This window comes from Streptomyces sp. NPDC053542, assembly GCF_044544685.1.
Taxonomy (GTDB): Bacteria; Actinomycetota; Actinomycetes; order Streptomycetales; family Streptomycetaceae; genus Streptomyces.
The window spans coordinates 250,679-273,132 of the sequence record NZ_JBITXL010000008.1 but is presented as its reverse complement, the minus strand read 5'-3'; the positions used below and the strand labels follow the sequence as shown (position 1 = coordinate 273,132).

19 protein-coding genes are annotated in these 22,454 nt (G+C 72.2%); 9 read left to right on the top strand and 10 right to left on the bottom strand.

Going from position 1 to position 22,454, the window contains the following annotated elements:
• Nucleotides 1–211: 211 nt before the first annotated feature.
• From ACIGXO_RS23915 to guaA, 4 genes are all read right to left on the bottom strand, one after another.
• Entirely contained in the window at nt 212–1,030 is an 819-nt protein-coding gene (locus ACIGXO_RS23915; protein WP_399790637.1) for a class II aldolase/adducin family protein, read from the bottom strand.
• 52 nt (nt 1,031–1,082) lie between these two features.
• Nucleotides 1,083–1,967 (bottom strand): 2-hydroxy-3-oxopropionate reductase, encoded by an 885-nt coding sequence (locus tag ACIGXO_RS23910; RefSeq protein WP_399790306.1) that lies wholly within the window; start codon nt 1,965–1,967, stop codon nt 1,083–1,085.
• A gap of 89 nt (nt 1,968–2,056) precedes the next feature.
• Complete coding sequence (locus tag ACIGXO_RS23905) at nt 2,057–2,641, bottom strand: Uma2 family endonuclease (protein WP_399790303.1); 585 nt, start codon at nt 2,639–2,641, stop codon at nt 2,057–2,059.
• A 109-nt stretch (nt 2,642–2,750) separates the two neighbouring features.
• Entirely contained in the window at nt 2,751–4,337 is a 1,587-nt protein-coding gene (gene guaA / locus ACIGXO_RS23900; protein WP_399790300.1) for a glutamine-hydrolyzing GMP synthase, read from the bottom strand.
• 313 nt (nt 4,338–4,650) lie between these two features.
• Here guaA and ACIGXO_RS23895 point away from each other — a divergent pair, with 313 nt between their 5' ends.
• Together ACIGXO_RS23895 and ACIGXO_RS23890 are read left to right on the top strand one after the other, a co-directional pair.
• The gene (locus ACIGXO_RS23895) at nt 4,651–4,980 is read left to right on the top strand and encodes a chorismate mutase (protein ID WP_399790297.1); all 330 of its coding nucleotides are present in this window, start codon (nt 4,651–4,653) and stop codon (nt 4,978–4,980) included.
• A gap of 749 nt (nt 4,981–5,729) precedes the next feature.
• The gene (locus ACIGXO_RS23890; protein WP_399790294.1) at nt 5,730–6,761 is read left to right on the top strand and encodes an LAETG motif-containing sortase-dependent surface protein; all 1,032 of its coding nucleotides are present in this window, start codon (nt 5,730–5,732) and stop codon (nt 6,759–6,761) included.
• An 82-nt stretch (nt 6,762–6,843) separates the two neighbouring features.
• Here ACIGXO_RS23890 and ACIGXO_RS23885 read toward each other — a convergent pair whose 3' ends face one another.
• From ACIGXO_RS23885 to ACIGXO_RS23875, 3 genes are all read right to left on the bottom strand, one after another.
• Complete coding sequence (locus ACIGXO_RS23885; protein ID WP_399790291.1) at nt 6,844–8,667, bottom strand: GMC oxidoreductase; 1,824 nt, start codon at nt 8,665–8,667, stop codon at nt 6,844–6,846.
• Nucleotides 8,668–8,801: 134 nt separating this feature from the next.
• Nucleotides 8,802–10,424, bottom strand: coding sequence for a succinic semialdehyde dehydrogenase (locus ACIGXO_RS23880; protein WP_399790288.1), 1,623 nt, complete (start codon nt 10,422–10,424; stop codon nt 8,802–8,804).
• 139 nt (nt 10,425–10,563) lie between these two features.
• The gene (locus ACIGXO_RS23875; protein WP_399790285.1) at nt 10,564–12,204 is read right to left on the bottom strand and encodes a protein kinase; all 1,641 of its coding nucleotides are present in this window, start codon (nt 12,202–12,204) and stop codon (nt 10,564–10,566) included.
• A gap of 118 nt (nt 12,205–12,322) precedes the next feature.
• Between ACIGXO_RS23875 and ACIGXO_RS23870 the strand changes: the two genes are divergently transcribed.
• From ACIGXO_RS23870 to ACIGXO_RS23855, 4 genes are all read left to right on the top strand, one after another.
• The gene (locus tag ACIGXO_RS23870; protein WP_399790282.1) at nt 12,323–12,793 is read left to right on the top strand and encodes a hypothetical protein; all 471 of its coding nucleotides are present in this window, start codon (nt 12,323–12,325) and stop codon (nt 12,791–12,793) included.
• Between the two features lie 119 nt (nt 12,794–12,912).
• Nucleotides 12,913–13,917 carry a hypothetical protein gene (locus tag ACIGXO_RS23865; RefSeq protein ID WP_399790279.1) on the top strand — a complete coding sequence of 335 codons (1,005 nt, stop codon included), beginning with the start codon at nt 12,913–12,915 and terminating at the stop codon, nt 13,915–13,917.
• A gap of 260 nt (nt 13,918–14,177) precedes the next feature.
• Nucleotides 14,178–14,831, top strand: coding sequence for a response regulator transcription factor (locus tag ACIGXO_RS23860; protein WP_031056627.1), 654 nt, complete (start codon nt 14,178–14,180; stop codon nt 14,829–14,831).
• Entirely contained in the window at nt 14,828–16,096 is a 1,269-nt protein-coding gene (locus ACIGXO_RS23855; protein WP_399790275.1) for a sensor histidine kinase, read from the top strand. Before ACIGXO_RS23860 ends, ACIGXO_RS23855 begins: the two co-directional genes overlap by 4 nt.
• Nucleotides 16,097–16,540: 444 nt before the next feature.
• Here the strand turns inward: ACIGXO_RS23855 and ACIGXO_RS23850 are convergent, their stop codons facing one another.
• On the bottom strand, nt 16,541–16,915 hold the full coding sequence (locus ACIGXO_RS23850; RefSeq protein WP_030254346.1) for an STAS domain-containing protein: 375 nt from the start codon (nt 16,913–16,915) through the stop codon (nt 16,541–16,543).
• Between the two features lie 431 nt (nt 16,916–17,346).
• Between ACIGXO_RS23850 and ACIGXO_RS23845 the strand changes: the two genes are divergently transcribed.
• Entirely contained in the window at nt 17,347–17,964 is a 618-nt protein-coding gene (locus ACIGXO_RS23845) for a sigma-70 family RNA polymerase sigma factor (RefSeq protein ID WP_399790271.1), read from the top strand.
• On the top strand, nt 17,961–19,397 hold the full coding sequence (locus ACIGXO_RS23840) for a zf-HC2 domain-containing protein (protein ID WP_399790269.1): 1,437 nt from the start codon (nt 17,961–17,963) through the stop codon (nt 19,395–19,397). Before ACIGXO_RS23845 ends, ACIGXO_RS23840 begins: the two co-directional genes overlap by 4 nt.
• Nucleotides 19,398–19,463: 66 nt before the next feature.
• Here ACIGXO_RS23840 and purU read toward each other — a convergent pair whose 3' ends face one another.
• Nucleotides 19,464–20,336, bottom strand: coding sequence for a formyltetrahydrofolate deformylase (gene purU / locus ACIGXO_RS23835; protein WP_223731371.1), 873 nt, complete (start codon nt 20,334–20,336; stop codon nt 19,464–19,466).
• Between the two features lie 85 nt (nt 20,337–20,421).
• Entirely contained in the window at nt 20,422–20,928 is a 507-nt protein-coding gene (locus tag ACIGXO_RS23830; RefSeq protein WP_399790267.1) for a hypothetical protein, read from the bottom strand.
• 150 nt (nt 20,929–21,078) lie between these two features.
• Between ACIGXO_RS23830 and ACIGXO_RS23825 the strand changes: the two genes are divergently transcribed.
• Nucleotides 21,079–22,431, top strand: coding sequence for an ABC transporter substrate-binding protein (locus tag ACIGXO_RS23825; protein ID WP_399790265.1), 1,353 nt, complete (start codon nt 21,079–21,081; stop codon nt 22,429–22,431).
• Nucleotides 22,432–22,454: the final 23 nt, after the last annotated feature.

Here is a 22,454-nt window from a genome sequence, read left to right as displayed (position 1 = left end):
CGTACCGCCCGCTACCCGTAGCCGTGAACCGCTCCCTGATGGCAGCGATGGCTGCGCATTGTGCCGAGGTGGCGGAGCGGGCGCCAACCGCGCTGCTCCGGGGCGTGCGGGCGGACGGCGCGAGGGGCCGGGAACCCGGCCGCGGCCCATCCGCGGCCCATCCGCGGCCCGTCCGCGGCCCGTCCGCGGCCCGTCCGAGCTCGTCCGCGGCTCAGCCGAACAGATCCGGCTCCTCGCGGCTGATCTGCTGGAACAGCGGCTGGTAGTTGATCCACGCCACCAGGTCGCTGCCGAGCTGCTCGCGGGTGCGGAGCGCGTTGCCGTGCTCGATGAGTACGGGCTTGCCCGCGGCCTTCGCGGCGAGCTGCACCTGGCAGGACCGTTCCATGGTGAGGAACCACCAGGCCGCGGCGTCCACGGAGTCGCCGACCGTCAGCAGCCCGTGGTTGCGCAGGATCACCGCCTTGCGCGGCCCGAGCGCCGCCGCGATCCGCGCGCCCTCCGCCTCGTCCACGACGACCCCCGTGTACTCGTCGAACACCGCGTGGTCCTCGTAGAACGCGCACACGTCCTGCGTGATCGGCTCCAGCGGCTCGCCGAGCGCGGCCAGCGCCCGGCCGTACGTGGAGTGGCTGTGCGCCGCGGCGACGACGTCCGGGCGGGCGGCGTGGATCTGCGCGTGGATCGCGAACGCGGCCTGGTTGACGTGGTGGCGGCCCTCGACGACCTGCCCCTCGCGGTTGACGAGCAGCAGGTCGCTCACGGTGATGTGCCGGAAGGACATCCCGAAGGGATTCACCCAGAAGCAGTCGGTGAACTCCGGGTCCCGGACGGTGATGTGGCCCGCCACGCCCTCCTCGAAGCCGTACCGGCCGAAGAGCCGCAGCGCCACGGCGAGCCGCTCCTTGCGGTACCGGCGCTCCTCCCCGACGGTCGCGTGCGCCGGCGGCATCGCGAACTGGAGCTGGTCGGTGGGTATCGGCGTCGGCTCGGGCATAGCGGTTCTCCTCTTCGTACGCGTGCGTACCAGCGGCTCGCACCGGAAGCTACGCCGCCGTAAGTGAAGAGGCCAGTCGTACCGGTTACTTCTCTTCCTGGCCGCTCATCAGGCGGACGCCGCGGAGCAGCGCCGAGTGGTCCAGGTCCCCGTCGCCGCGGGCCACGGCCGAGGCGATGAGCTGGGCCGCGGTGGCGCCGACGGGCAGCGTCGCGCCGACGGTGCGGGCGGCGTCCGTGACGATGCCCATGTCCTTGTGGTGCAGCGCGAGCTTGAAGCCGGGGCGGTAGTCTCCGGCGAGGAAGTTGGCCTTCTTGCGGGTCAGTACGGCCGAGCCGGCGAGCCCGCCGTTGAGCACCTCCAGCGCGGCTTCCAGGTCCACGCCGGACTTCTCCAGGAATCCGACGGCCTCGGCGCACGCCTGGATGTTGATGGCGACGATGAGCTGGTTGGCGGCCTTCACGGTCTGGCCGGCGCCGTGCGGGCCGCAGTGCACGATCGTCGTGCCCATGGCTTCCAGTACGGGCCGGGCGGCCTCGAAGTCGGCCTGCTCACCGCCGACCATGATCGAGAGCACGCCTTCGATGGCGCCGGCCTCGCCGCCGGACACGGGCGCGTCCAGCACCCGCACGCCGTGCTCCTTGGCCCGCGCGGCCAGGTCGATCGAGGTCTGCGGGGTGATCGAGGACATGTCGATCAGCAGCGCGCCGTCCTTGGCGTTCGCGAGGATGCCGTCGTCCCCGTACGCGACCTCTTCGACCTGCGGCGACGCGGGCACCATCGTGATGACCACGTCGGCGCCCCGGACGGCCTCGGCGATGCTCGCGGCCTCCGTACCGCCGGCCTCGACCAGCGCGTCCGCCTTCCCGGGGCTGCGGTTCCACCCGCGGACGGTGTGCCCGGCCTTCGCCAGGTTGACCGCCATCGGGCTGCCCATGATCCCGAGTCCGATGAAACCGATGGTGCTCATGCCGTGCCCCACTTACTTCCGCATCGCGGACCTATGTTCCGTAGTACGGAATCAATTTTCCGCGCGGGAGGGGAGGCCGTCAACAGCTGTCAGAGGTTGTCGATCTCCGCCAGGTCGATGTCGATGAGGAAGGGGAGGGAAAGCGCGACGCGGTCGAGGTGTGTGCCGGTGGCACGATAGGCCCGGGCGGCGGGGTCGAGTTCGTGGACGTGGGCCACAGTCCCCTCGCCATCCGCCATCTCGACGCGCCAGAAGTGCGGGATGCCCGCGTCGGCGTAGAGCTGTGGCTTGCGGTGGCGATCCCGCTCCGCGGAGTCCGGAGACACCGTTTCCACCGCAAGGACCACGTCAGGCGCGTAGTAACGGTCCGTGTCCGGGCCGTCGACGGCATCCGCCCGGATCACCGAGATATCGGGCTCAAGGGCCTGCCGCCGCCCCAGGACGACGACCATCTCTCGGCGTACATTCAAGTGCGCCGGAACCGTACGCCTCAGGCCACGCTCCAGCCGGCCGTTGGTCTGCGTATGGAAGATGCTCTGGCGGCTGCGGAAGACGAAGCTGCCGTCGATCAGCTGGGTGTGCGGCGGTAGATCACGGAGGCAGAAGAGGTCTTCGGCCTCGAAGCCCTCGTACGGCGGCCTGGGCCACTCGGGAAACAGCTCATCGGTGCGCACGCCGACAGCCTTGCCCGGGCCCGGCTTCCGGGCGGGGGAACGACAACGCCGCCGCTCAAACGAATGAGCGACGGCGTCGGCGTTGACCGGGAGTGTCCCTACGGGAAGGTCACTCCCACTCGATCGTGCCCGGGGGCTTGCTCGTGACGTCGAGGACGACGCGGTTGACGTCCGCGACCTCGTTGGTGATGCGGGTGGAGATGCGGCCCAGGACGTCGTACGGCATGCGGGTCCAGTCGGCCGTCATCGCGTCCTCGGAGGAGACGGGACGGAGGACGATCGGGTGGCCGTACGTGCGGCCGTCGCCCTGGACGCCGACCGAGCGGACGTCGGCCAGCAGGACCACCGGGCACTGCCAGATCTCGCGGTCCAGGCCGGCGGCGGTGAGCTCCTCGCGGGCGATCGCGTCGGCCTCGCGGAGGAGGTCGAGGCGGTCCTTCGTGACCTCGCCGACGATGCGGATGCCGAGGCCCGGGCCGGGGAACGGCTGGCGCTGGACGATCTCCTCGGGCAGGCCCAGCTCGGCGCCGACCATCCGGACCTCGTCCTTGAAGAGCTGGCGGAGCGGCTCGATGAGCTTGAACTCCAGGTCCTCGGGGAGGCCGCCCACGTTGTGGTGGGACTTGATGTTGGCCGTGCCCGTGCCGCCGCCGGACTCGACGATGTCCGGGTACAGCGTGCCCTGGACCAGGAACTCGACCGGCTCGCCGGCGGCACCCGCCTCGGCGATGATCTCGGCCTGGGCCTGCTCGAAGACCCGGATGAACTCGCGGCCGATGATCTTCCGCTTCTCCTCGGGGTCGGAGACCCCGGCGAGCGCGGAGAGGAAGCGCTCGGACGCGTCGACGACCTTCAGCTGAACGCCGGTGGCCGCGACGAAGTCCTTCTCGACCTGCTCGGTCTCGCCCTTGCGCATCAGGCCGTGGTCGACGTACACGCAGGTCAGCTGGTCACCGATGGCCTTCTGGACGAGCGCCGCGGCGACCGCGGAGTCCACGCCGCCGGAGAGGCCGCAGATGGCACGCTTCGTGCCGACCTGCTCGCGGATCGCGGAGACCTGCTCCTCGATGATGTTGCCCATCGTCCAGTTGGGCTCGATGCCGGCGCCGCGGTAGAGGAAGTGCTCCAGTACCTGCTGGCCGTGCGTGGTGTGCATCACCTCGGGGTGGTACTGCACGCCGTACAGCTTCTTCTCGTCGTTCTCGAACGCGGCCACCGGGACGACGTCGGTGGAGGCGGAGACCGTGAAGCCCTCGGGAGCGGCGGAGCAGGCGTCGCCGTGCGACATCCACACCGACTGCTCGGCCGGGGTGCCCTCGAAGAGCGTGGAGCTGGTCTTGGAAACGGCCAGCGGGGTACGGCCGTACTCACGCGCACCGGTGTTGTCCACCGTGCCGCCGAGCTTCACGGCCATCAGCTGGAAGCCGTAGCACATGCCGAAGACGGGGACACCGGCCTCGAACAGGGCACGGTCGATGCTCGGGGCGCCTTCTTCGTACACCGACGACGGACCGCCGGAGAGGATGATCGCCTTGGGGTTCTTCGCGAGCATCTCCTCGACCGGCATGGTCGAGGGCACGATCTCGCTGTAGATCCGCGCCTCGCGGACGCGGCGGGCGATGAGCTGGGCATACTGCGCGCCGAAGTCGACAACGAGGACGACATCCGGGGCGGCGGCGGGGGGCGCTGCTGACACTTCGGCGGCCTTCCGGCGGTGGTGGAGCGATGGGGTTGGACTTTCGATTCTAACGGGCACATACTGAGCCCCATGTTCACGCAGCTGACCTTCGTCTTTACCTATGGCACCGGCCCGTCCGGCTGCCATGGTCGCGCTGCATGAACCGCTGATCACAGCGACAAGCGACTTCCCAGCCGCCCCGGGCCGTACAAGGCCCGGGGCGCTGGTGTTCTCCCCTCCGGGCGGTGCGGTTCCGGGGCCACGGGATCGATTCCTGAAGATCCCAGAACCCAGATCCCAGAACCGAGAATCCAGAAGCCAGGAGACGGATATGAGCAGCACCACGACGACCGGCAGCGGCAGCGGCAGCACGACCACGACCAAGCCCCGCCCTGAGACCGGTGCGCGGACCGAGGAGGCGGCCGCCCTGATCGGCGACGCGCGCCGGCGGATCGACGATCTCGACGGCCGGATCATCGGCCTCGTACAGGAACGGATGGCCGTGTCGGCCGTGATCCAGAAAGAGCGGATCGCCTCGGGCGGGCGCCGGGTGAGCCTCTCCCGCGAGATGGAGGTCCTGGAGCACTTCCGCGACCAGCTGGGGCGGCCCGGCACCGCGCTGGCGATGACACTGCTGGAGCTGTGCCGCGGGCGGATCTGAGTTCCGGCGGATCCGCGTTCGGGGCGCGCCTCACCCGTACGAGGTGCGGACGGCGGCTCACCCGTACGGACCGTGACCGGGCGGCTCGGGGCTTCGTTGTTCCCGGTGCCACGCCAGCCAGGTGCGGTCTGCAGGACTACGCGTAGACGCCGCCTTGTGGGCGGGAACGCCGAAGCGATGAGACGTCGTCCGGATTGCAGCGGACGGCGCCGTGGGACCTCGCTGCGGTGCTGTGGCCGGTCGGCAGGGGACAGCAGCCCGGCCACATCCGATGGGGCGGTCGGCCCCGGGGACGCCTGGGGCCGACCGCATCCGGTCGAAACGGTTGCGCCGGATGAGGCGCATCCAGCACGATGCATGAAGAGCCGATTACCCCGTACTCGGGTGGCTTCTGGTGCTGCCATTGGTCTATACCGGCAGAGCTTCACGGCACCAGTAGAGCCAGTAAGGCCAGCAGAGCCTCATAGGCGCCCCTCCCCCCGGCGCCTTCCTTCGGCGCCGCCGCTGCCCTGACGACGGCGCCGGGCAGCAAGGGCCCCGCGGTCGCCCGCACCCCCCTCGCGGACGGCACCTCGGGGCCCTTCGCTCTGTTTCCCGCAGATATGCGGATCTCGTGTGCAACCTTTGCGCCGGTTGGCTGGTCATGTACGTGTAAACGCACGGCCATACCGCGCCCCACCGCGACGGCCCGCCACCGCTTTCGTGCCTTCCCCCCTCGGCACTCCGGACCCCGAAGAGGTCTTGACACGATGAAGCTTCGCCGTGCACTGACGGCTGCCGCCGCGACGGCCGTCATCGCTCCCGCCGCGCTCATGGCGGCGCCGGCCGCATATGCGACGGACGAGAACCCCAGCGCCTCCCCGAGCGCGTCCGCGTCCGAGACGCCGACGGAGCCGGGTGACGGGGACACCCCGACCGACCCGACGACCGAGCCGTCCGACCCGGAGCCCTCCGGGTCCGCCGAGCCGTCGGAGCCGCCCACCGATGAGCCCAGCAGCCCGGCGCCGAGCGGCACGCCCAGCGAGACGCCGAGCGACAAGCCCACCGACGAGGCCACCACCCCCGCGCCCAGCACCTCGCCCAGCGACGAGCCCACCGACCCCGCGGAGTGCGAGACCCCGTCGGACGAGGCGGCGATCACCACCACCCTGCGCGGGCTGCCCAGCAAGGTCGTGGCCGGTTCGGGCTGGCACAACCTCACGTTCCGCGCCACGAACACCTCCGACGTGGCGATGACGTCCGTCGACGCGTACGTCATGCTCTCGGCCATCGAGAACGAGAACTTCGACGACGTCTCGCACCTGCTGACCGTGCAGTGGTACGACGAGGGCGCGGGCGTCTGGGAGAACGTCGACGAGTACGGCTACTTCGCCTCCCTCGCCGACCTCGCGCCCGGTGAGTACGCCGACGCCAAGCTGCGGCTGAAGGTCGACGCGAAGACGCCGGGCAGCTACGGTTTCGCGTTCGCCATCGGCGCGTACCAGAACGCGGACGGCGAGTGCGGTTACTCCGAGGGCTCGGAGTACGAGTTCGACGTCCTGGTCGCGGGCAGCAACCCCGGCTCGGTGCCGCCGGCGACCGGCAAGCCGAGCGACCGCAAGCCCAACGAGCCGGCGCCGCAGGGCGGGCTGAAGGAGCTGCCGGTCACCGGGAAGCTCGCCGAGACCGGTTCGTCCTCGGCGCTGCCGACGATCGCGGCGGTGGCCGGGGTCACGATGGCGGTGGGCGCGGGGGCGATCTTCGTCGTGCGTCGCCGTAAGACGGGCGGCGTCGCCGCGTAAGGCCGGTAACGCCGGCTGAGCTGTGAGGGGCCGCGCCTGGTCTGCCGGGTGCGGCCCCTCGTCGTACGCGTCAAAGATGTCCTCAATCGCCGGACGGGCTCGATTTTGGCACCGCTGGTACCGGGAGGAACGGCAGCTTCAGTGCCGCGAACGCCTTCTCCGGTACCGCCGGATTCTGCGGCTCCACCGGCGTCAGCCGTTCGTACGGGCGGCCCGGGGCCGGGCGCGGGTCCGCCTCGCCCTTGTTCGGCCAGAGGGACATCGCGCGTTCGGCCTGGGCCGTGATCGTGAGGGACGGGTTGACGCCGAGGTTCGCGGAGACCGCCGAGCCGTCGACGACGGAGATGCCGGGGTGGCCGTGGAGGCGGTGGTACGGATCGATGACGCCGTGGTCCGCGTCCTCGCCGATCGGGCAGCCGCCGAGGAAGTGCGCGGTCAGCGGGGTGCCCATCAGCTCGCCGACGTTGCTGCCGGGGAAGCCGTTGATGTCCTCGGCGATCAGCGTGGCGGCCTTGGCAGCGGCCGGGATCTGCGCCGGGTTGGGCGCGCCGTGGCCCTGACGGGCCGTAAGCAGGCCCTTTCCGATGCCGCGCGGCTTCCGGTACGTGGTCAGGGAGTTGTCCAGCGACTGCATGACCAGGCCGATGATGGTCCGCTCCGACCAGCGGCGATTGGAGAGGGAGCGGAGCGAACAGATCGGGTGGCGCACCGAGTTGGCGAGGAAGCCGAGGACGCGGGCCGCGGCGCCGTCCCGTACCGGGACCTGGAAGAGGGACAGGCCGCCCATCGCGTTGGAGCCCTTGCCGTAACGGACCGGTTCGATGTGGGTGTCGGCGTCCGGGTGGATGGAGGACGTGATCGCCACGCCGCGGGTGAAGTCGACCTTCTTCTCGCCGGTCTTCTTGCGGTAGCGGCGGTTGTCGGTGAGCGCGCCCACCAGCGCCTCGGAGTTGGTACGGGTCAGCTCGCCCAGCTTGGGCGAGAGGTGGGGCAGCAGGCCGGTGTCCTTCATCTTGTGGAGGAGGGTCTGGGTGCCGTACGTGCCCGCGGCGATCACGACCCGGCGGGCCGTGAAGGTGCGGCCCTTGCCCTTGCGCTTGTCGTCGGTGGGCAGGGTACGGACCGCGAAGCCGCCCCGGGAGTCCTCGGTGAGGGCGACGACGGAGGTCATCGGGTGGATGACCGCGCCGGCCTTCTCCGCGAGGTAGAGGTAGTTCTCGTTGAGGGTGTTCTTCGCGCCGTGCCGGCAGCCGGTCATGCACTCGCCGCACTCGGAGCACGCCTTGCGGGACGGGCCCGCGCCGCCGAAGTACGGGTCGGGCACCTCGCCGCCGGGCGCCGCCTTCGCCGTGCCGTCGGCGTCCTTGCCGTCACCGAAGAAGACGCCGACCGGCGCCATGTGGAAGGTGTCGCCCACGCCCATCTTCTCGGCGGCGGCCCTGAGGTGGACGTCGGAGGGGGTCATGGTCGGGTTCAGCCGTACGCCCAGCATCCGCTGCGCCTGGTCGTAGTACGGCTTGAGCTCGTCCTGCCAGTCGGTGATGTGGCCCCACTGCTGGTCGTCGAAGAACTGCTTGGGCGGTACGTAGAGGGTGTTGGCGTAGTTGAGCGAGCCGCCGCCCACCCCGGCGCCCGCCAGGACCATGACATTGCCGAGCAGGTGAACGCGCTGGATGCCGTAGCAGCCCAGGGCCGGGGCCCAGAGGTAGTTGCGGATGTCCCAGGAGTTCTTGGGCAGCGTCTCGCGGGTGAAGCGGCGGCCGGCTTCCAGTACGCCGACGCGGTAGCCCTTCTCGGTGAGGCGGAGGGCGGATACGGAGCCGCCGAAGCCGCTGCCTATGACGACTACGTCGTAGTCGTAGCCGTCCGCGGGGGCCTGGTTCTGGGTAGAGCTCTCCCCTGACATCGGCGCTCCTTGAGGTGTGCGGGTCGGGGCTGGGGACGTTTTCCCGGCTGCCTGCCGGTGGGGTGCCGCTGCGCCCACCCGTGCCGCCCCAGCGGCACGACTGCCCGCAGCGGCGGCCCGAGAGACGTATGGCGTCAGCGGAGCCTGATGGCCTTCATGGCCTTCAGGCTGAGGGACATGAAGGCGGCGTACTTCTCGTCGTCCATGCCGAAGGACGGGGCCAGCGGCATGACGCGCTGGTGCGCGACGGTCTGGGCCTCGGTGTACTTGAGGATGCCCTCGGAGCCGTGGCGGCGGCCGAGGCCGGAGTCGCCCATGCCGCCCATCGGGGACTGGACGCTGCCGTAGCCGGCCGCGTAGGACTCGTTGACGTTGACGGTGCCGGTGTTCAGCCGGGCGGCGATCTTGCGGCCGCGGCGGCCGTCCTTGGTCCAGACGCTGGAGTTCAGGCCGTAGGGCGTGGCGTTGGCGAGGGTGATCGCCTCTTCCTCGTCGCTGAAGCGGTAGATCGAGACGACCGGGCCGAACGTCTCCTCGTTGCACACGGCCATCGGGGCCTGGACGCCGTCGAGGATGGTGGGCTCGTAGAAGAGCGGGCCGATGTCGGGGCGCGGCCTGCCGCCCGCGAGCAGCCGGGCACCCTTGGCGACGGCCTCCTCGACGTGCCGGGTGACGGTCTCCAGCTGGCGCTCGCCGACGAGGGAGCCCATGTCGGCGCCGTACGCGAGGGCGTTGCCCAGCCGCATGGCCTTCGTACGGGCCGCGAAGCGCTCGGCGAACTCGTCGGCGATGGACTCGTGGACGTAGAGCCGCTCGATGGATATGCACAGCTGGCCCGCGGAGGAGAAGCAGCCGCGGACGGCGCCGGCCGCCGCCTTGTCGATGTCCGCGTCGTGCAGCACCAGCATGGCGTTCTTGCCGCCCAGTTCGAGCGAGCAGCCGACGAGGCGGGCCGCCGCGCCCTGGGCGACCTCGCGGCCGGTGCGGGTGGAACCGGTGAAGGAGACGTAGTCGGCGTGCTTGACGACCTCGGGGCCGACGACGGGGCCGTCGCCGATCACGACCTGCCAGACCTCCGGCGGCAGGCCCGCCTCGATCAGCTGCTCGCGCGCCCACAGGGCGGTCAGCGCGGTCTCGGTATCGGGCTTCATGACGACGGCGTTGCCCGCGACGAAGGCCGGCAGGGCGTCGCCGACGGACAGCTCGAAGGGGTAGTTCCAGGGCGCTATCTGGCCCACCACGCCCTTGGGCTTGCGGAGTTCGGTGACCTTGGTGAGGGTCGGCACGACGCCGGTGTGGCCCTTGGGCTTCAGGTACGCCGGGGCCTTGCGGCCGTAGTGGCGGGCGGCGACGGCGACCGCCTGGATCTCCTCGTGGGCGTGCAGCCGGGCCTTGCCGGTCTCCAGCTGGATGAGGTCCAGCACCTCGGCCTGGCGCTGCAGTACGAGGTCGTGGAAGCGGAGCAGGACCGCGGCGCGCTTGCGTACCGGGGTGGCCGCCCACTGGCGCTGGGCCACGCGGGCCCGCTCGAAGGCGTCCGCGACGTCCTCGGGGGTGGATTCGGGCAGCTCGGCGAGGACCTCTCCGGTGAACGGCGTGTGGTTCGCCGTCCGGCCGCTGCCGACCACGCCCCGGGTGAGGCGGGCGACCAGGTCCTTGGTGACCACGTCGGCGGCGGTGCGGCTGCCCGCGGCGGCGGAGGCCACCGGGTTGCCGTCGGCGGGCGCGGTCTGTGCGGTGTCCAGCGAGTCCGTCATGGCGCCGAGGGTATGCCTCCGGACACACTTTGTGTACCCGGGAGTAATGAGTTTTCACCGGCTGCCCACAATTACGCCAGTGATCACTGGCCAGAACGCCGCTGTACAGCAGTTTTGTCCAGCAGCAACCGGCGGACGCTCAGCCGGCCGGCGGCGGCCGCAGCACCCGGAAGGTCGCCAGCGCGGTGTCGAAGTGTCGTTTCGCCACCTTCCGGTCACCGGCCGGCGCGGAGATCCACACGTCGTACATCCGGCCCCCCTCGTCCCAGCTGAGGTCATAGGTGCGGCGCGGCCCGCCGTCCTCGGGCCCGCCGTCCCAGGTGAACTCCCACAGCGCGGCGCGATGGCCGCCGTGGGTGGTGGCGGTGACCCGGCCGTTTCGGTAACCCCGGTAATTCTGCGGGCCGTTGATGTGCGCGTCGCGCATCGTGCCCAGCGGTCCGCCCGGCTGCGGCGGCTGCGCGTGGATGCCCAGCCGGAACCGGCGCCCCGCGGAGTAGTAGTACACCCGCGGCTTCTCGTAGGAGCGCGTGAACCCCTCCGGTACCGCGAGGGAGAAGCCCTCCGGGTCGCGGACGGTCGTGTACCCGGCCGGCACCGTGGGCGCGGTGGGCGTGGGCCCGGCGGTACCGCTCTGACCTGGGCTTTTGGACGCGGTCGGGGTCGGGAGCGGGGAGTGCGTGGCGGGCGTCTTGCCGTCGTCCGCGCCCCGCCCGTTCAGTACCAGCGCGGCGATCCCGGCGCCCGCGGCGGCCAGCGCCAGCGCCGCCGTCACGGCGAGCAGTACGTTGCGCACGTTCCGGGTACGCCCGGTGTGCGGGCGCGCGGCGGCCGCCAGCGCCCGGCCGTCGAGCGCGTCCCGGAGCGGCGCGGACTGCCGGGCGGGCCCGGTGAGTAAGGGCGGCCGCTCCTCGGGGCCGAGCGCGGCGCCCGGCTCCGGCATCCGGCCGGTCTGGAGGTAGCCGCGCAGCAGCCGCTCGGTGGCCGCGACGGTCAGCCGGTGCTCCGTGTCCCGCCGCAGCAGCCCGGCGACGACCGTGTACAGCGGCCGGGCCGCCTCGGGGATGCGGATCTCGTCGGAGACGACGGCGTGCAGCACGCCGCCGATGGAGTCGCGGTGGAAGGGCGTCTCGCCGCCGCTCAGCGCCGCGCACAGCAGCACCCCGAGCGACCACAGGTCGCCCTCCGGGCCCGTGCCGCGGCCCGCCATCCGCTCGGGCGCGGTGTACTCGGGCGACCCGACGAACGCGCCGCTCTCGGTCAGCGTCGTGGCACCCGGCACCTGCGCGATGCCGAAGTCGGTGAGGACCACCCGGCCCGTGCCCGCTTCCAGCAGCACGTTGGCGGGCTTGATGTCGCGGTGCAGGACGCCTCTGGCGTGCGCCACGCGCAGCGCGCCGAGCAGCGCGACGCCGATCCGGGCCGCCTCGCGCGGCGCCAGCGGCCCCCCGCTCGCCAGCCGGTCGGCCAGCGAGCCGCCGTCCACCAGCTCCATGACCAGCCACGGACGCTCGTCCTGCATGACCACGTCGTGCACGACGATCACGTTCGGATGCTTGATCTGCGCGACCGTACGGGCCTCGCGCAGCATCCGCTCGCGCTGTACGGAAGTGTCCGCGTCGTCCTGATCGTCGTCGAGGTTCAGCTCCTTGACCGCGACCTGCCGGCCCAGCAGTTCATCGGTGGCCCGCCAGACCGTGCCCATGCCGCCGCGGCCCAGCCTCCCGTCCAGCCGGTACCGGCCGGCGATCAAGCGGCCGTGTCCCCCGAAGCTCCCCATGGAGGCCATCTTGCCCCACGATCACCGAAGCGGAAGGAGCGGGCAGGCACCCCCGCCCCCGTCGCCGCACGGTCTCTCCCCCTGTCGCCGCACGGGGCCGAAGTGATCAACTGTCCGTATGGAGGCAGTTGTTACCAGCGTGGTGGCCGTGGTCGGCACGCTCCTCGGAGCCGGCATCACCCATTTCTTCCAGCGCCAGGAAACCGAACGCAGCCACGCCCTCGCGCGCGACGAGAAACTGCGGCAGGAACGCATCGACGCCTACTGCGCGTTCGCCGGCACGCTGCTGGACTACCGCCGCGTGCTGGTCCACCGGTGGTTCGTCCTGCACGACGAGGACCGCTGCGACGAGGACAGCCCCGAACTGCGCGAGGAGCAGTACAAGACGCGGTACGCCGCCCACGAAGCGATGTTCCGCGCGCAGCTGGTCAGCGACGACGCCGAAGTGGTGGAGCTGACCGAACGCCTGCTGGCGGACGTGACGCAATTGCACTGGGTGGACGACCGGGAGGAGCTCACCGAACTGCGCGCCCGCACCCGGCAGGAGATACGCGACTTCGTCACCGCGGTCGCGGGACGAGTGCGCTGAGCGGTGCCCGGCGGGTGCCCGGGACCCCGGAACACGCGACACACAGGGGTGGAACCTCCCTACGTACGCATGCCGTCCTTGAACAATGAGGGTGGCGCACGGCGGATCGGGGGTCGGTCATGGTGATGCAGGACGGCGGGCTGCTCGATGTGCGGCCGGGCGCCGACCCCGGCCGGGCGGCGCCCGAACACAGCGGCGCCTACCTCGCCACCGGACTGGCCCTCGGGCTGTACGCGGGCGCCCTCATCGCCTGGGTGGTGACCGGCGTGGCCGACGCCCGGGTGGGCCCCCTGGACTTCGTCGAGGGACTCTTCAACCCACTGGCCGGACCGGTGGGCGCACTGGGACCGCAGGAGTGGGCGCTCGCGGTGGCACTGGCGGCGGTGGCCGGCGCGGCAACGGCACAGCGCACCCTCGCCCGCCCGGCCGCCCTGCTGCTCGCCTGCCTGGTGCTGGCCCGCTCGCTGCGCGAGGTCATCGGGCTGCTGCACCCCGGCTACCGCTCCGCGTACAGCTTCGAGGCAATGGGCGGCTGGACGCTGGCCACCCACGTACTCGGCCTGCTCACCGGGCTGGTCGTACTCTGCGCCCTCCTCCCGGCGCGCACGGAGCCGGGACCGGCCGCCGGGGCCTGGTGGCGCGGGCGGCTCTCCCGGATCTGCGGGGTGCTGTTCCTCCTGGCCGGGCTGGTCCAGGCGGCCTGGACGGTGCGGCTGCTGACCGACGGCACGAAGGGGGCCGGGACCTGGCTGGCGGGCGCCGTGGACGCGGCCGTGCTCCCCTCCGCGGACGCGCCGGTCACCGGGCCCGGCTTCGCCGCGCTCGCCGCCATCGCCGGCTGGCTGGTGGTCGGCGCGCTGGCGCTGAGCGGGCGGCGGGACATGCGCGGCGCACTGCTGGTCTTCGCCGCGGTACAGCTCTACCTCACGGTGCGGACGGTGGTGGGCTACGCGGTCACCGACGCCTTCAGCACCGGGACGCACAGCGCCGAGGGGACGCTGGACCTGGCCACCACCGCGTACTTACTGGCCGCGATGACGTCGGTACTGGTCCTCACCACGGGCCGCGCCTTCAGCCCGTGCCAGGGCACCACGCACTCCTGGGCGCGGACCCGGCCGGAATGAGGGGCGCTTCCACCGGGGCAGGCGCTCCGTACCGGAACGCCACAGGCGGCCGTCGCGTGTGGGGGTCGCGGCGGCCGCCGGTGTGAGCTGCACCGCGTGGGCGGCTTGTGGCCTCTTCAGTAGTGCAGCATGAAGAGCACTCTGCCCGCGGGTGCCGTCCCGCGGCATCCTCCGCAGGTCGCGTGCGGACCCCCGCCCTACGGCGGGGGTGGCACCCCGCCCAAGCGGAATCGGTACGGCACGACAGGAAGGGGCGACCGGTGATCCGTGTCGCTGTGGTGGACGACGAGCGGCTGGTGCGGTCCGGGCTGCGGATGATCCTGGGGACGGCGCCCGACGTCGAGATGGTCGCGGACTGCAGCGGCGCGACGGCCGTGGAGACGGTCCGGCGCAGCGCGGCGGAGGTCGTGCTGCTCGACATCCGGATGCCGGACGTCGACGGTCTGACGGTACTCCGCGGCCTGCGCGCCGCCCCGGAGCCCCCCGCCATCGCCATGCTGACCACCTTCGACGCACAGGAGTACCTGACCGCCGCGCTCCGCGAGGGCGCGTCCGGCTTCCTGCTGAAGGACTCCGACCCCGAGCAGCTCATCCGCGCGGTGCGCACCCTCGCCGCCGGCGGCAGCGTGCTGGACCCGGGCGTCACCCGCGCGGTCATCGGCGGCTATCTGAACGCCGAGACGCAGGCGGCCGCCGCCGAGGCCGTACGCGCCCTGACGCCACGGGAGTCGGAGGTGCTGGCGCTGCTCGGCGAGGGCCTGGGCAACGCGCAGATAGCCGCCCGGATGGGCCTCGCGCCCAGTACGGTCAAGGACCACGTGAGCGCCCTGCTGGGCAAGCTCGGCGGCATCAACCGGGTACAGGCCGCGATCGTCGCCGACCGCGCGGGCCTGGTCACGGGAGGCCCCAGATGACCCGGGCCACGGGCGCGGAGGCGTCGGCGGCCGCGGACACGGAGGTGTCGCCGGAGACGGCCCCGGCGGCCGACGCGGCGGCCTGCCCGCCGACCGCCTGCCCGCCAGTGAGCACCCGCACGGCCCGGCTGCGGCAGCGCGCCGTCCTGCTCGTCCCCACCCTCCTCGGCATCGCCGACGCCTTCCTCGTCAACGACATCGACGAGCCGCTGGAGCTGGGCGTCTCCCTGTTCGCCGCGCTCGCCCTGCTGCTGCGCCGCCGACTGCCGCTCACGGTCTTCCTGGCCACCCTGCCCGGCCTCTACATCGGCTACATCTGGTTCGCGCCGATGATCGCCCTGTACACCGTCGCCGCGCTGCGGCCGGGCCGGGCCCGCCTCGGCTGCTGCGCGTTCCTGCTGATCGCCGCGCACTTCTTCCCGTATCCGATCTCCGACCTGGAGCCCACCGCGTACCGCGAGAACACCCTGGTACTGATCGACGCTTCGGTCACCTCCGCCGGGCCGATCGGGCTGGGCCTGCTGGTCCGCACCCGGCGCGAGCTGGCGGCGCGGGTCGCGGAGCTGACCCGCAGCCTGGAGCGCGAGGACCGGCTGATCGCGGACCGGGTACTGGCCACGGAGCGGGCCCGGCTGGCCCGCGAGATGCACGACGTGGTCGCCCACCAGGTCAGCCTGATCAGCCTGCAGGCCGGGGCGCTGCAGGTGGCCTCGGAGGACGCCGCGGCGCGGGACGGGGCGCGGACCATCCGGCAGTTGTCGGTACGGACGCTGGAGGAGCTGCGGCACATGGTCGGCATCCTGCGGGCCGCGGGCGCCGGCCCGCGCGAGGCGCCGGACGACGCGGCGCAGCCGGACCTCGCGCCCCAGCCGGACCTGGCCGAACTGCCGCGGCTGATCGAGATGTCGGCGCTGGACGTGACGTACGAGAACGGGGTGGCCGGGGACGCGCCCACGGACCGGACCGTGGAGCGGGCGGCGTTCCGCACGGTGCAGGAGGCGCTGACCAACGTCCGCAAGCATGCGCCGGGGGCGCGGGTACGGGTCCGGGTCGCACAGCCGCCCGCCGCGGACGCGGGCCTGCTGGTGGAGGTACGGAACGGCCCGCCGGACGCGGGCGCGGACGCCCCTGCGCTGCCGGGCGGCGGCCACGGCCTGGTGGGCCTGCGGGAGCGCGCCCAGAGCCTGGGCGGCACCCTGGAGGCCCGCCCGACACCGGACGGCGGCTTCGTGGTGCGAGCGGAGTTCCCTCGACGGGTGGCTTGAGGAGGGCGAGCGGGGCGAGCGGGGGTTGGCAGGGCGCGTGGGCTGGCGGCGCGGGGCGTGAGGGGGCTGGACCTGGCGGGCGCGGGGCGTGAGGGGGGCGGGGCTTGGCGGGCGCGGGGCGCGGCCTGGCGGGCGCGGGGCGTGAGGAGGCGGGGCCTGGCGGGCTCGGGGCGCGGCCTGGCGGGCGTGCGGCGGGGCCTGGCGGGCGTGCGGCAGCGGCCGTTGTCAGACCCTTGTCAGACCCTCCCGCTACTGTGTTGAGAAGGGGACCTCGCGCTCCCCCCAGTGGGGGAGAAGAGCGGGGGAAACGGTACGGCGGACAGCGGGCGGGGCCCTGCGGAGCAGCCCGACAGCGGCGCGGACCAGGCCGACAGCGGTGCGAGCAGCCCGACAGCGGCGCGGACCAGCCCGACAGCGGTGCGAGCAGGCCGAGAGCGGTGGGGATCAGGCCGACAGTGGTGCCGCTGCCTCGTCGACCGCCGTGGCCACGTCCGGGTACACCTCGAAGAGCCGGCGCACGCCGAGCGCCGCGAGTACGCGGTTCACGTGCGAGCCGTCGACCGCGCCCTGGGCCGGCAGGATCAGCCGCAGCCGCCCCTGGCACGAGCGCATCAGGCGGCGCGCGGCGATCAGTACGCCGACGCCGCTGGAATCACAGAACTGCACGCCCGACAGGTCGAGCACCACGCTGCGGCGCCCCTCGGCGACCGCGTCGTGTACGTGCTGACGCACCGAGGGAGACGTGACCAGATCCATCTCACCGGAAACCTGCAGAACGGCCCAGGGCCCCTGCTCGTCTTCTGCCACCTTCAACGTCACGCGCTCGAAGCCTTTCGCTCGCTTTCGGACCGGACGCCTCCGGAAGCCATCCGGAACGCGCCCTTCCCCGCATCGGCTGCCCGGCCTCGCTCCCCTGAAACTCGAAAGAATTCCGCGCGCAACAGGCTGCCAGTACCCAGGCTATGCCCTGGATCAACGGCTTTTCTCTCCGCACCCGGTCATACGCGAATAACGCGCAGGCAAAAACGGGCATGAACGGTCTGTATCAGTCGAGTTCTGACCGACAGCCCAACCAGAAAGTGACGGGACCTATACCATCCGCAGTCGCCGCACGGCTCGTTTTGCCGTAAAGGAAGGTGCACCGACGGACCGGAGCACTACATTCGATGGCACGGTGGACGCACGACGGACTCTGTGACGATGGACTTCTGTGACGGCGGGCACAGCGGCGGCGGAGAAGGGGGCCGTGGATGGTGAACGAAGCGCCACCGCGCTGGGACAGGCGGATGCAGCAGCGGCTCGCGCGCGGCGAAGCGGCCGCGCTCGGCGAGCTGTACGACAGGTTCGCTTCGCTAGTGCACAGCCTCGCGCACCGCGTTCTGGAGGACGAGGCGGCCGCCGACCGGATCACCCGCGAGGTCTTCGGCTACATATGGGAGAACCCTGACGCGTACGACCCCAAGCAGGGTTCGCTGCGCTCCTGGGTCGCCACGCTCACCCACCGCCAGGCCGTCCACCGGCTGCGCCAGGCCGAGGCCGCCTCCGCGCTGGACTGCGGCGCGGACGCGCCCGGACCGGCCGAGATCGAGCAGAAGATCAACGCCGCCTCGACCGCGGCCCGCGCCGACTACATCGTCACGTCCATGCCGGCTCCACTGCGTGCCGCGCTGGAACTGGCCTACTTCCAGCGCCGCGACTACCGCCAGACCGCCGCCGACCTCGGCGTCACCGAGGACGAGGCGCGCCGCCGGCTCCGGCTCGGCCTGCAGCTCCTCGCCACCGCGCACAACCACCAGGCGGGACCGCCCGCTCCGGGCCGCGCCGCGACGCCGCCGTCGCCGGGCTCCGGATACGGACGGGCACTGTGAACGGCCCGGAGGACTGGGACCGTTACGGCCCGCAGGACCCGGAGGAGCCCGGTCACCCGTGCCCCGGCCGCGGCGAGCGCCCGCGCATACCGTCCCCGCGCCGCCCGGCCGAGGACCAGGGCCCGCTGCCGGACGTCCGCCCGCCCCGGCCGGACGAGAGCCCGCCGGAGGAACAGGAGGTACCGACCGACCAGGAGACGCCCGGAGGACGGGACGCCCCGCAGGAGCCGCGGGCGCCGGAGCCACGGCGGACGTCCGAGGACGCCGCCACGGAGAAGGACGGGACAACGGACCAGGACCCCGCCGGCGCCGGCCTGCCCGAGCCGCCGCACGCCGTGCTCAAGTCGCTGCTGGGGGCCTGGGCGCTGGCCGCCTGCTCGCCCGAGGAGACCGCAGCCGTCGAGGCCCACCTCACGGACTGCGCCGCCTGCGCGGACGAGGCGCTGCGGCTGCGGGACGCCGTCGGCCTGCTGCACCCCGCCGACAGCCTGGACCTGGACCCGCTGCTGCGCAGCCGGGTCCTGGAGAACTGTCTGGGCCGCCGCCCGGCCCGTATCCCGGTGCCCGAGTGGGCGGGCCCGTACGACGCGGAGACCGCCAAACTGGACGCGCTGCTGCGGGACATGGGCGAGTCGGAGTGGCGGGCCCCGGTACGGCTGCGGTGGTTCGAGAACGACCGGGAGGCCGTCCGCACCACGACCGTCGCCGGCGTCATCGGCCATCTGATGTCCGTGGACGGCCTGGTCGCCACGGCCCTCGGGCTCCCCGATCCGCTCGGCGCCGAGGTGCCGGAGGACGCCCCCACCGACCCGACGGAGCGCACGCTCGCGTACTGGCGCACGGGGGTGCACGAGGAGTCCCCGCTCGCGACCCGCGAGCCCTGGCGCGAGCAGTCCCACGCCCTCATACGTACGGTGGCCTTCGCGGGCCGCGGGGTCGCCGAACTGGCCGTGCCCTACGGCGACTTCCGGCTGCCGCTGCGTGACTCCCTGCTGGAGCGCGCCTTCGAGTGCTGGGTGCACGCCGGCGACATCGCCGATGCCGTGGACTACCCGTACGAGGCCCCGGCAGCGCACCACATGCACGGCATGGTGGATCTGGCGGCGCGGCTGCTGCCGTCCGCGCTGGCGGTGCGGCGCCGCGCCGGCCTGGCCGCGCCGCCCCGGCGGCTGGTCGAGGCGGGCACTCCGGGGCGCACGCTGCACCTGGAGGTGGAGGGCAGCGGCGGCGGCCACTGGTACATCGCGCTGGACTCGCCCGGCGCGCTCGGCACACCGGACCGCACGGTCGCGCACATCGCGCTGGACAGCGTGGAGTTCTGCCAGCTGGCCGCGGGGCATGTCTCGCCCGAGGACGCGGCGGCGGGGCAGCACGGCGAGCGGGACGCGATCCGCGAGGTCCTCTTCGCGACGGCTTCGCTCTCGCGCCTCTGACCACGGTCGGAGGCGCGAGAGGCGTCAGGCGGGAGAGGGGCGGGAGACCCTCAGGCGCTCAGGGGCTCAGGCGAAGACGACCGTCCGGCTGCCGTTCAGCAGCACGCGGCGCTCGCTGTGCCACTTCACCGCGCGCGCCAGCGCCTGGCACTCCACGTCCCGGCCGACGGCGACGAGCTGGTCCGGGGTGACGTCGTGGCCCACCCGCGCGACCTCCTGCTCGATGATCGGGCCCTCGTCGAGGTCGGCGGTGACGTAGTGCGCGGTGGCGCCGATCAGCTTCACGCCGCGGGCGTGCGCCTGGTGGTACGGCTTCGCGCCCTTGAAGCTCGGCAGGAAGGAGTGGTGGATGTTGATGATCCGGCCCGACAGCTCCTTGCACAGGTCGTCGGAGAGCACCTGCATGTACCGGGCCAGTACGACCAGCTCGACCTGCTCGGCGCGGACCAGCTCCAGGAGCTGCGCCTCGGCCTGCGGCTTGTTGTCCTTCGTCACCGGGATGTGGTGGAAGGGGATGTCGTACGAGGCGACCAGCTCGGCGAAGTCGGTGTGGTTGGAGACCACGGCCGCGATCTCCACCGGCAGCGCGCCGATGCGGGAGCGGAAGAGCAGGTCGTTCAGGCAGTGCCCGAACTTGGACACCATCAGGATGACGCGCATCTTCTCGTCGCCCCGGTGGATCTGCCAGTCCATCTGGAAGGAGTCGCCGACGGCGGCGAAGCTGGCGCGCAGCTTCTCCAGCGTGACGGCGGTCTCGGCGCGGAAGTGGACCCGCATGAAGAAGAGTCCGGTGTCCCGGTCCCCGAACTGCTGGCTGTCCACGATGTTGCACCCGGTCATGAAGAGGTAGCTGGACACCGCGTGCACGATGCCCTGCTTGTCCGGGCAGGACAGCGTCAGGACGTACTGGTCGGAGAGGGCGGGCTGCGACTGGCTCATGAGGACAAAGGGTCGCACATTCCGGCCCGCCGGTCACCGCCCGCTCCCCGCTCCCGGGCGCCGGGCGGCGTCCGCGTGGCGCGGCTCACTCCTGCGGTTCCAGTCCCCTGGTGAGGATGGCCAGTACTTCGAGGGAGCGCGGGGGCTCGTCGGGGTCCTCGCCGTCGGCGGTCGCCATGCGGACGTGGGCGTCCCGCGCCGCCCGTACGGCCTCGGGCCAGCCGTGGTGCTCCAGGTAGGCGGCCACCGGGGCGTCCGCGCCGACCTGGTGCAGGATGCGCAGCACCCGGAGCACGGCGACGTCGACCAGCGCGGCTTCCTGCGAGTCCCTGAATATCGTGCCGACGTATTTCTCGGCGGACCAGTTGTCCAGCCAGGTGTCCTCCACCAGCCGGTACACGGCGTCGGTCACATCGCCGTAGCCGGGGAGGCCGGCCAGCCAGGTCTCCTGCTGGAAGACGGGGTCGGAAAGCATGTGCAGCGCCGAGCGCACATTGGCGCGCCAGCGCCACCACGGCATGTCTGTGAGCGGCATGGCGCCCATGGTGGTCGAGCGGCGGCCGCGACGGGAAGACTTCTCCGAACCTTGCATACCTTGCACAGCAATCGATCGTACGTTCTTGGACACGGGGCCACCGGCCGGGGCCCCCGGACCGACGTCACTTGCTGTTCACCTTCATGCCACTTTCTGTTACTCGGACGGCACGCAAGTGTTCCGCCCTGGCCGGAAGAGTGCCGGTACATGACCGGATGGCGACGTTCCTTTCCCCGCTTCTCCCACCGCGCCACCGTGATCCGCTCAGCGACGGCGGGCGCGGCGGCCATGGCGGCCCTGCTGACGGGCTGCGGCACGCTCCCCGGGGCCGACGGGAACGCCGCCGGGGCCGGTGACCAGGCCCCCCTCACCGTGATGACCTGGGCGCCCGCCGGCACCAAGGGCACGAACATGGCCGGGATGCCCGCCATGGCCGAGGCGTACGCGCGCTGGGTCAACTCCGAGGGCGGCATCGCCGGCCACCGGCTGAACGTCCTCACCTGCAACGAACGCAACGAATCGGTCGCCGCCGCGCGCTGCGCCCAGAAGGCCGTCGCCGCGCACGCCGTCGCCGTCGTCGGTTCGTACAGCCGCCAGGGCCGCTCCTTCATGGGGCCGCTGGAGGCCGCCGGCATTCCGTACATCGGCGGCTACGGCGTCTCCAGCGAGGAGTTCGACAGCCCGCTGTCCTACCCGGTCAACGGCGGCCAGGCGGCGCTGCTGGCCGGGAACGGGCGGCAGCTGGCCGCCGAGTGCAAGCGCGTCTCGCTGGTCCGCCCCGACACCATCCAGGGCGACCAGATGCCGCCGATCCTCAACTCCGGGCTGGCCACCGAGGGCCGCTCGCCCGCCCACGACATCCGCGCGCCCGAGAACGCCACCGACTACACCGGAGCGGCGCAGAGCGCGCTGGACGAGGTCGGCGCCGATCCGGCGTTCTACGGGTCGGCGGAGTTCGGCGCGCGGGCCAAGGGCGCCTGCGTGACCGCGACGCTCGGCGAGCACACCGACACGTTCTTCGACTCCTTCCGGCGCCTCCAGCAGGACAACCCGAAGGTGCAGATGGCGTCCGTGCTCGGCAGCGTGAACCAGACGCTGGTGGACCGTACGGGCGGCAAGTCCAGCCCCCTGGAGGGCGCGCTGGTCACCGGCTGGTACCCGGACGCGCGCGACCGGCGCTGGAACCCCATGCGCGAGGTGATCACCGAGCACGCCTTCAACGACAACCGCATCGACCCCGCCGACGCCGGCGTGCAGACCACGTGGATCGCGTACACCGTGCTGCGCGCGATGGTCGAGCAGGTCACCAAGGACGGCCAGGACGTCACCGCGCGCTCGCTGCAGCAGGCGCTGGACCGCGGCGACCAGGCCGTCGACACGGGCGGTCTGACCCCGAAGCTGCGCTGGCGCTACGACGACATGCTCGCCGTGCAGTCCTTCCCGCGGATCGTCAACGCGATGGTGACCTACCAGGTCGTACGGGACGGCCGGCTGGTCGCCACGCACTCCGGCTTCGCCAACCTCGCGAGCACGCTGGAGAAGCCGCGGCGGGATGCCTGAGTGAGCTGACCTGAGTGAGCCGG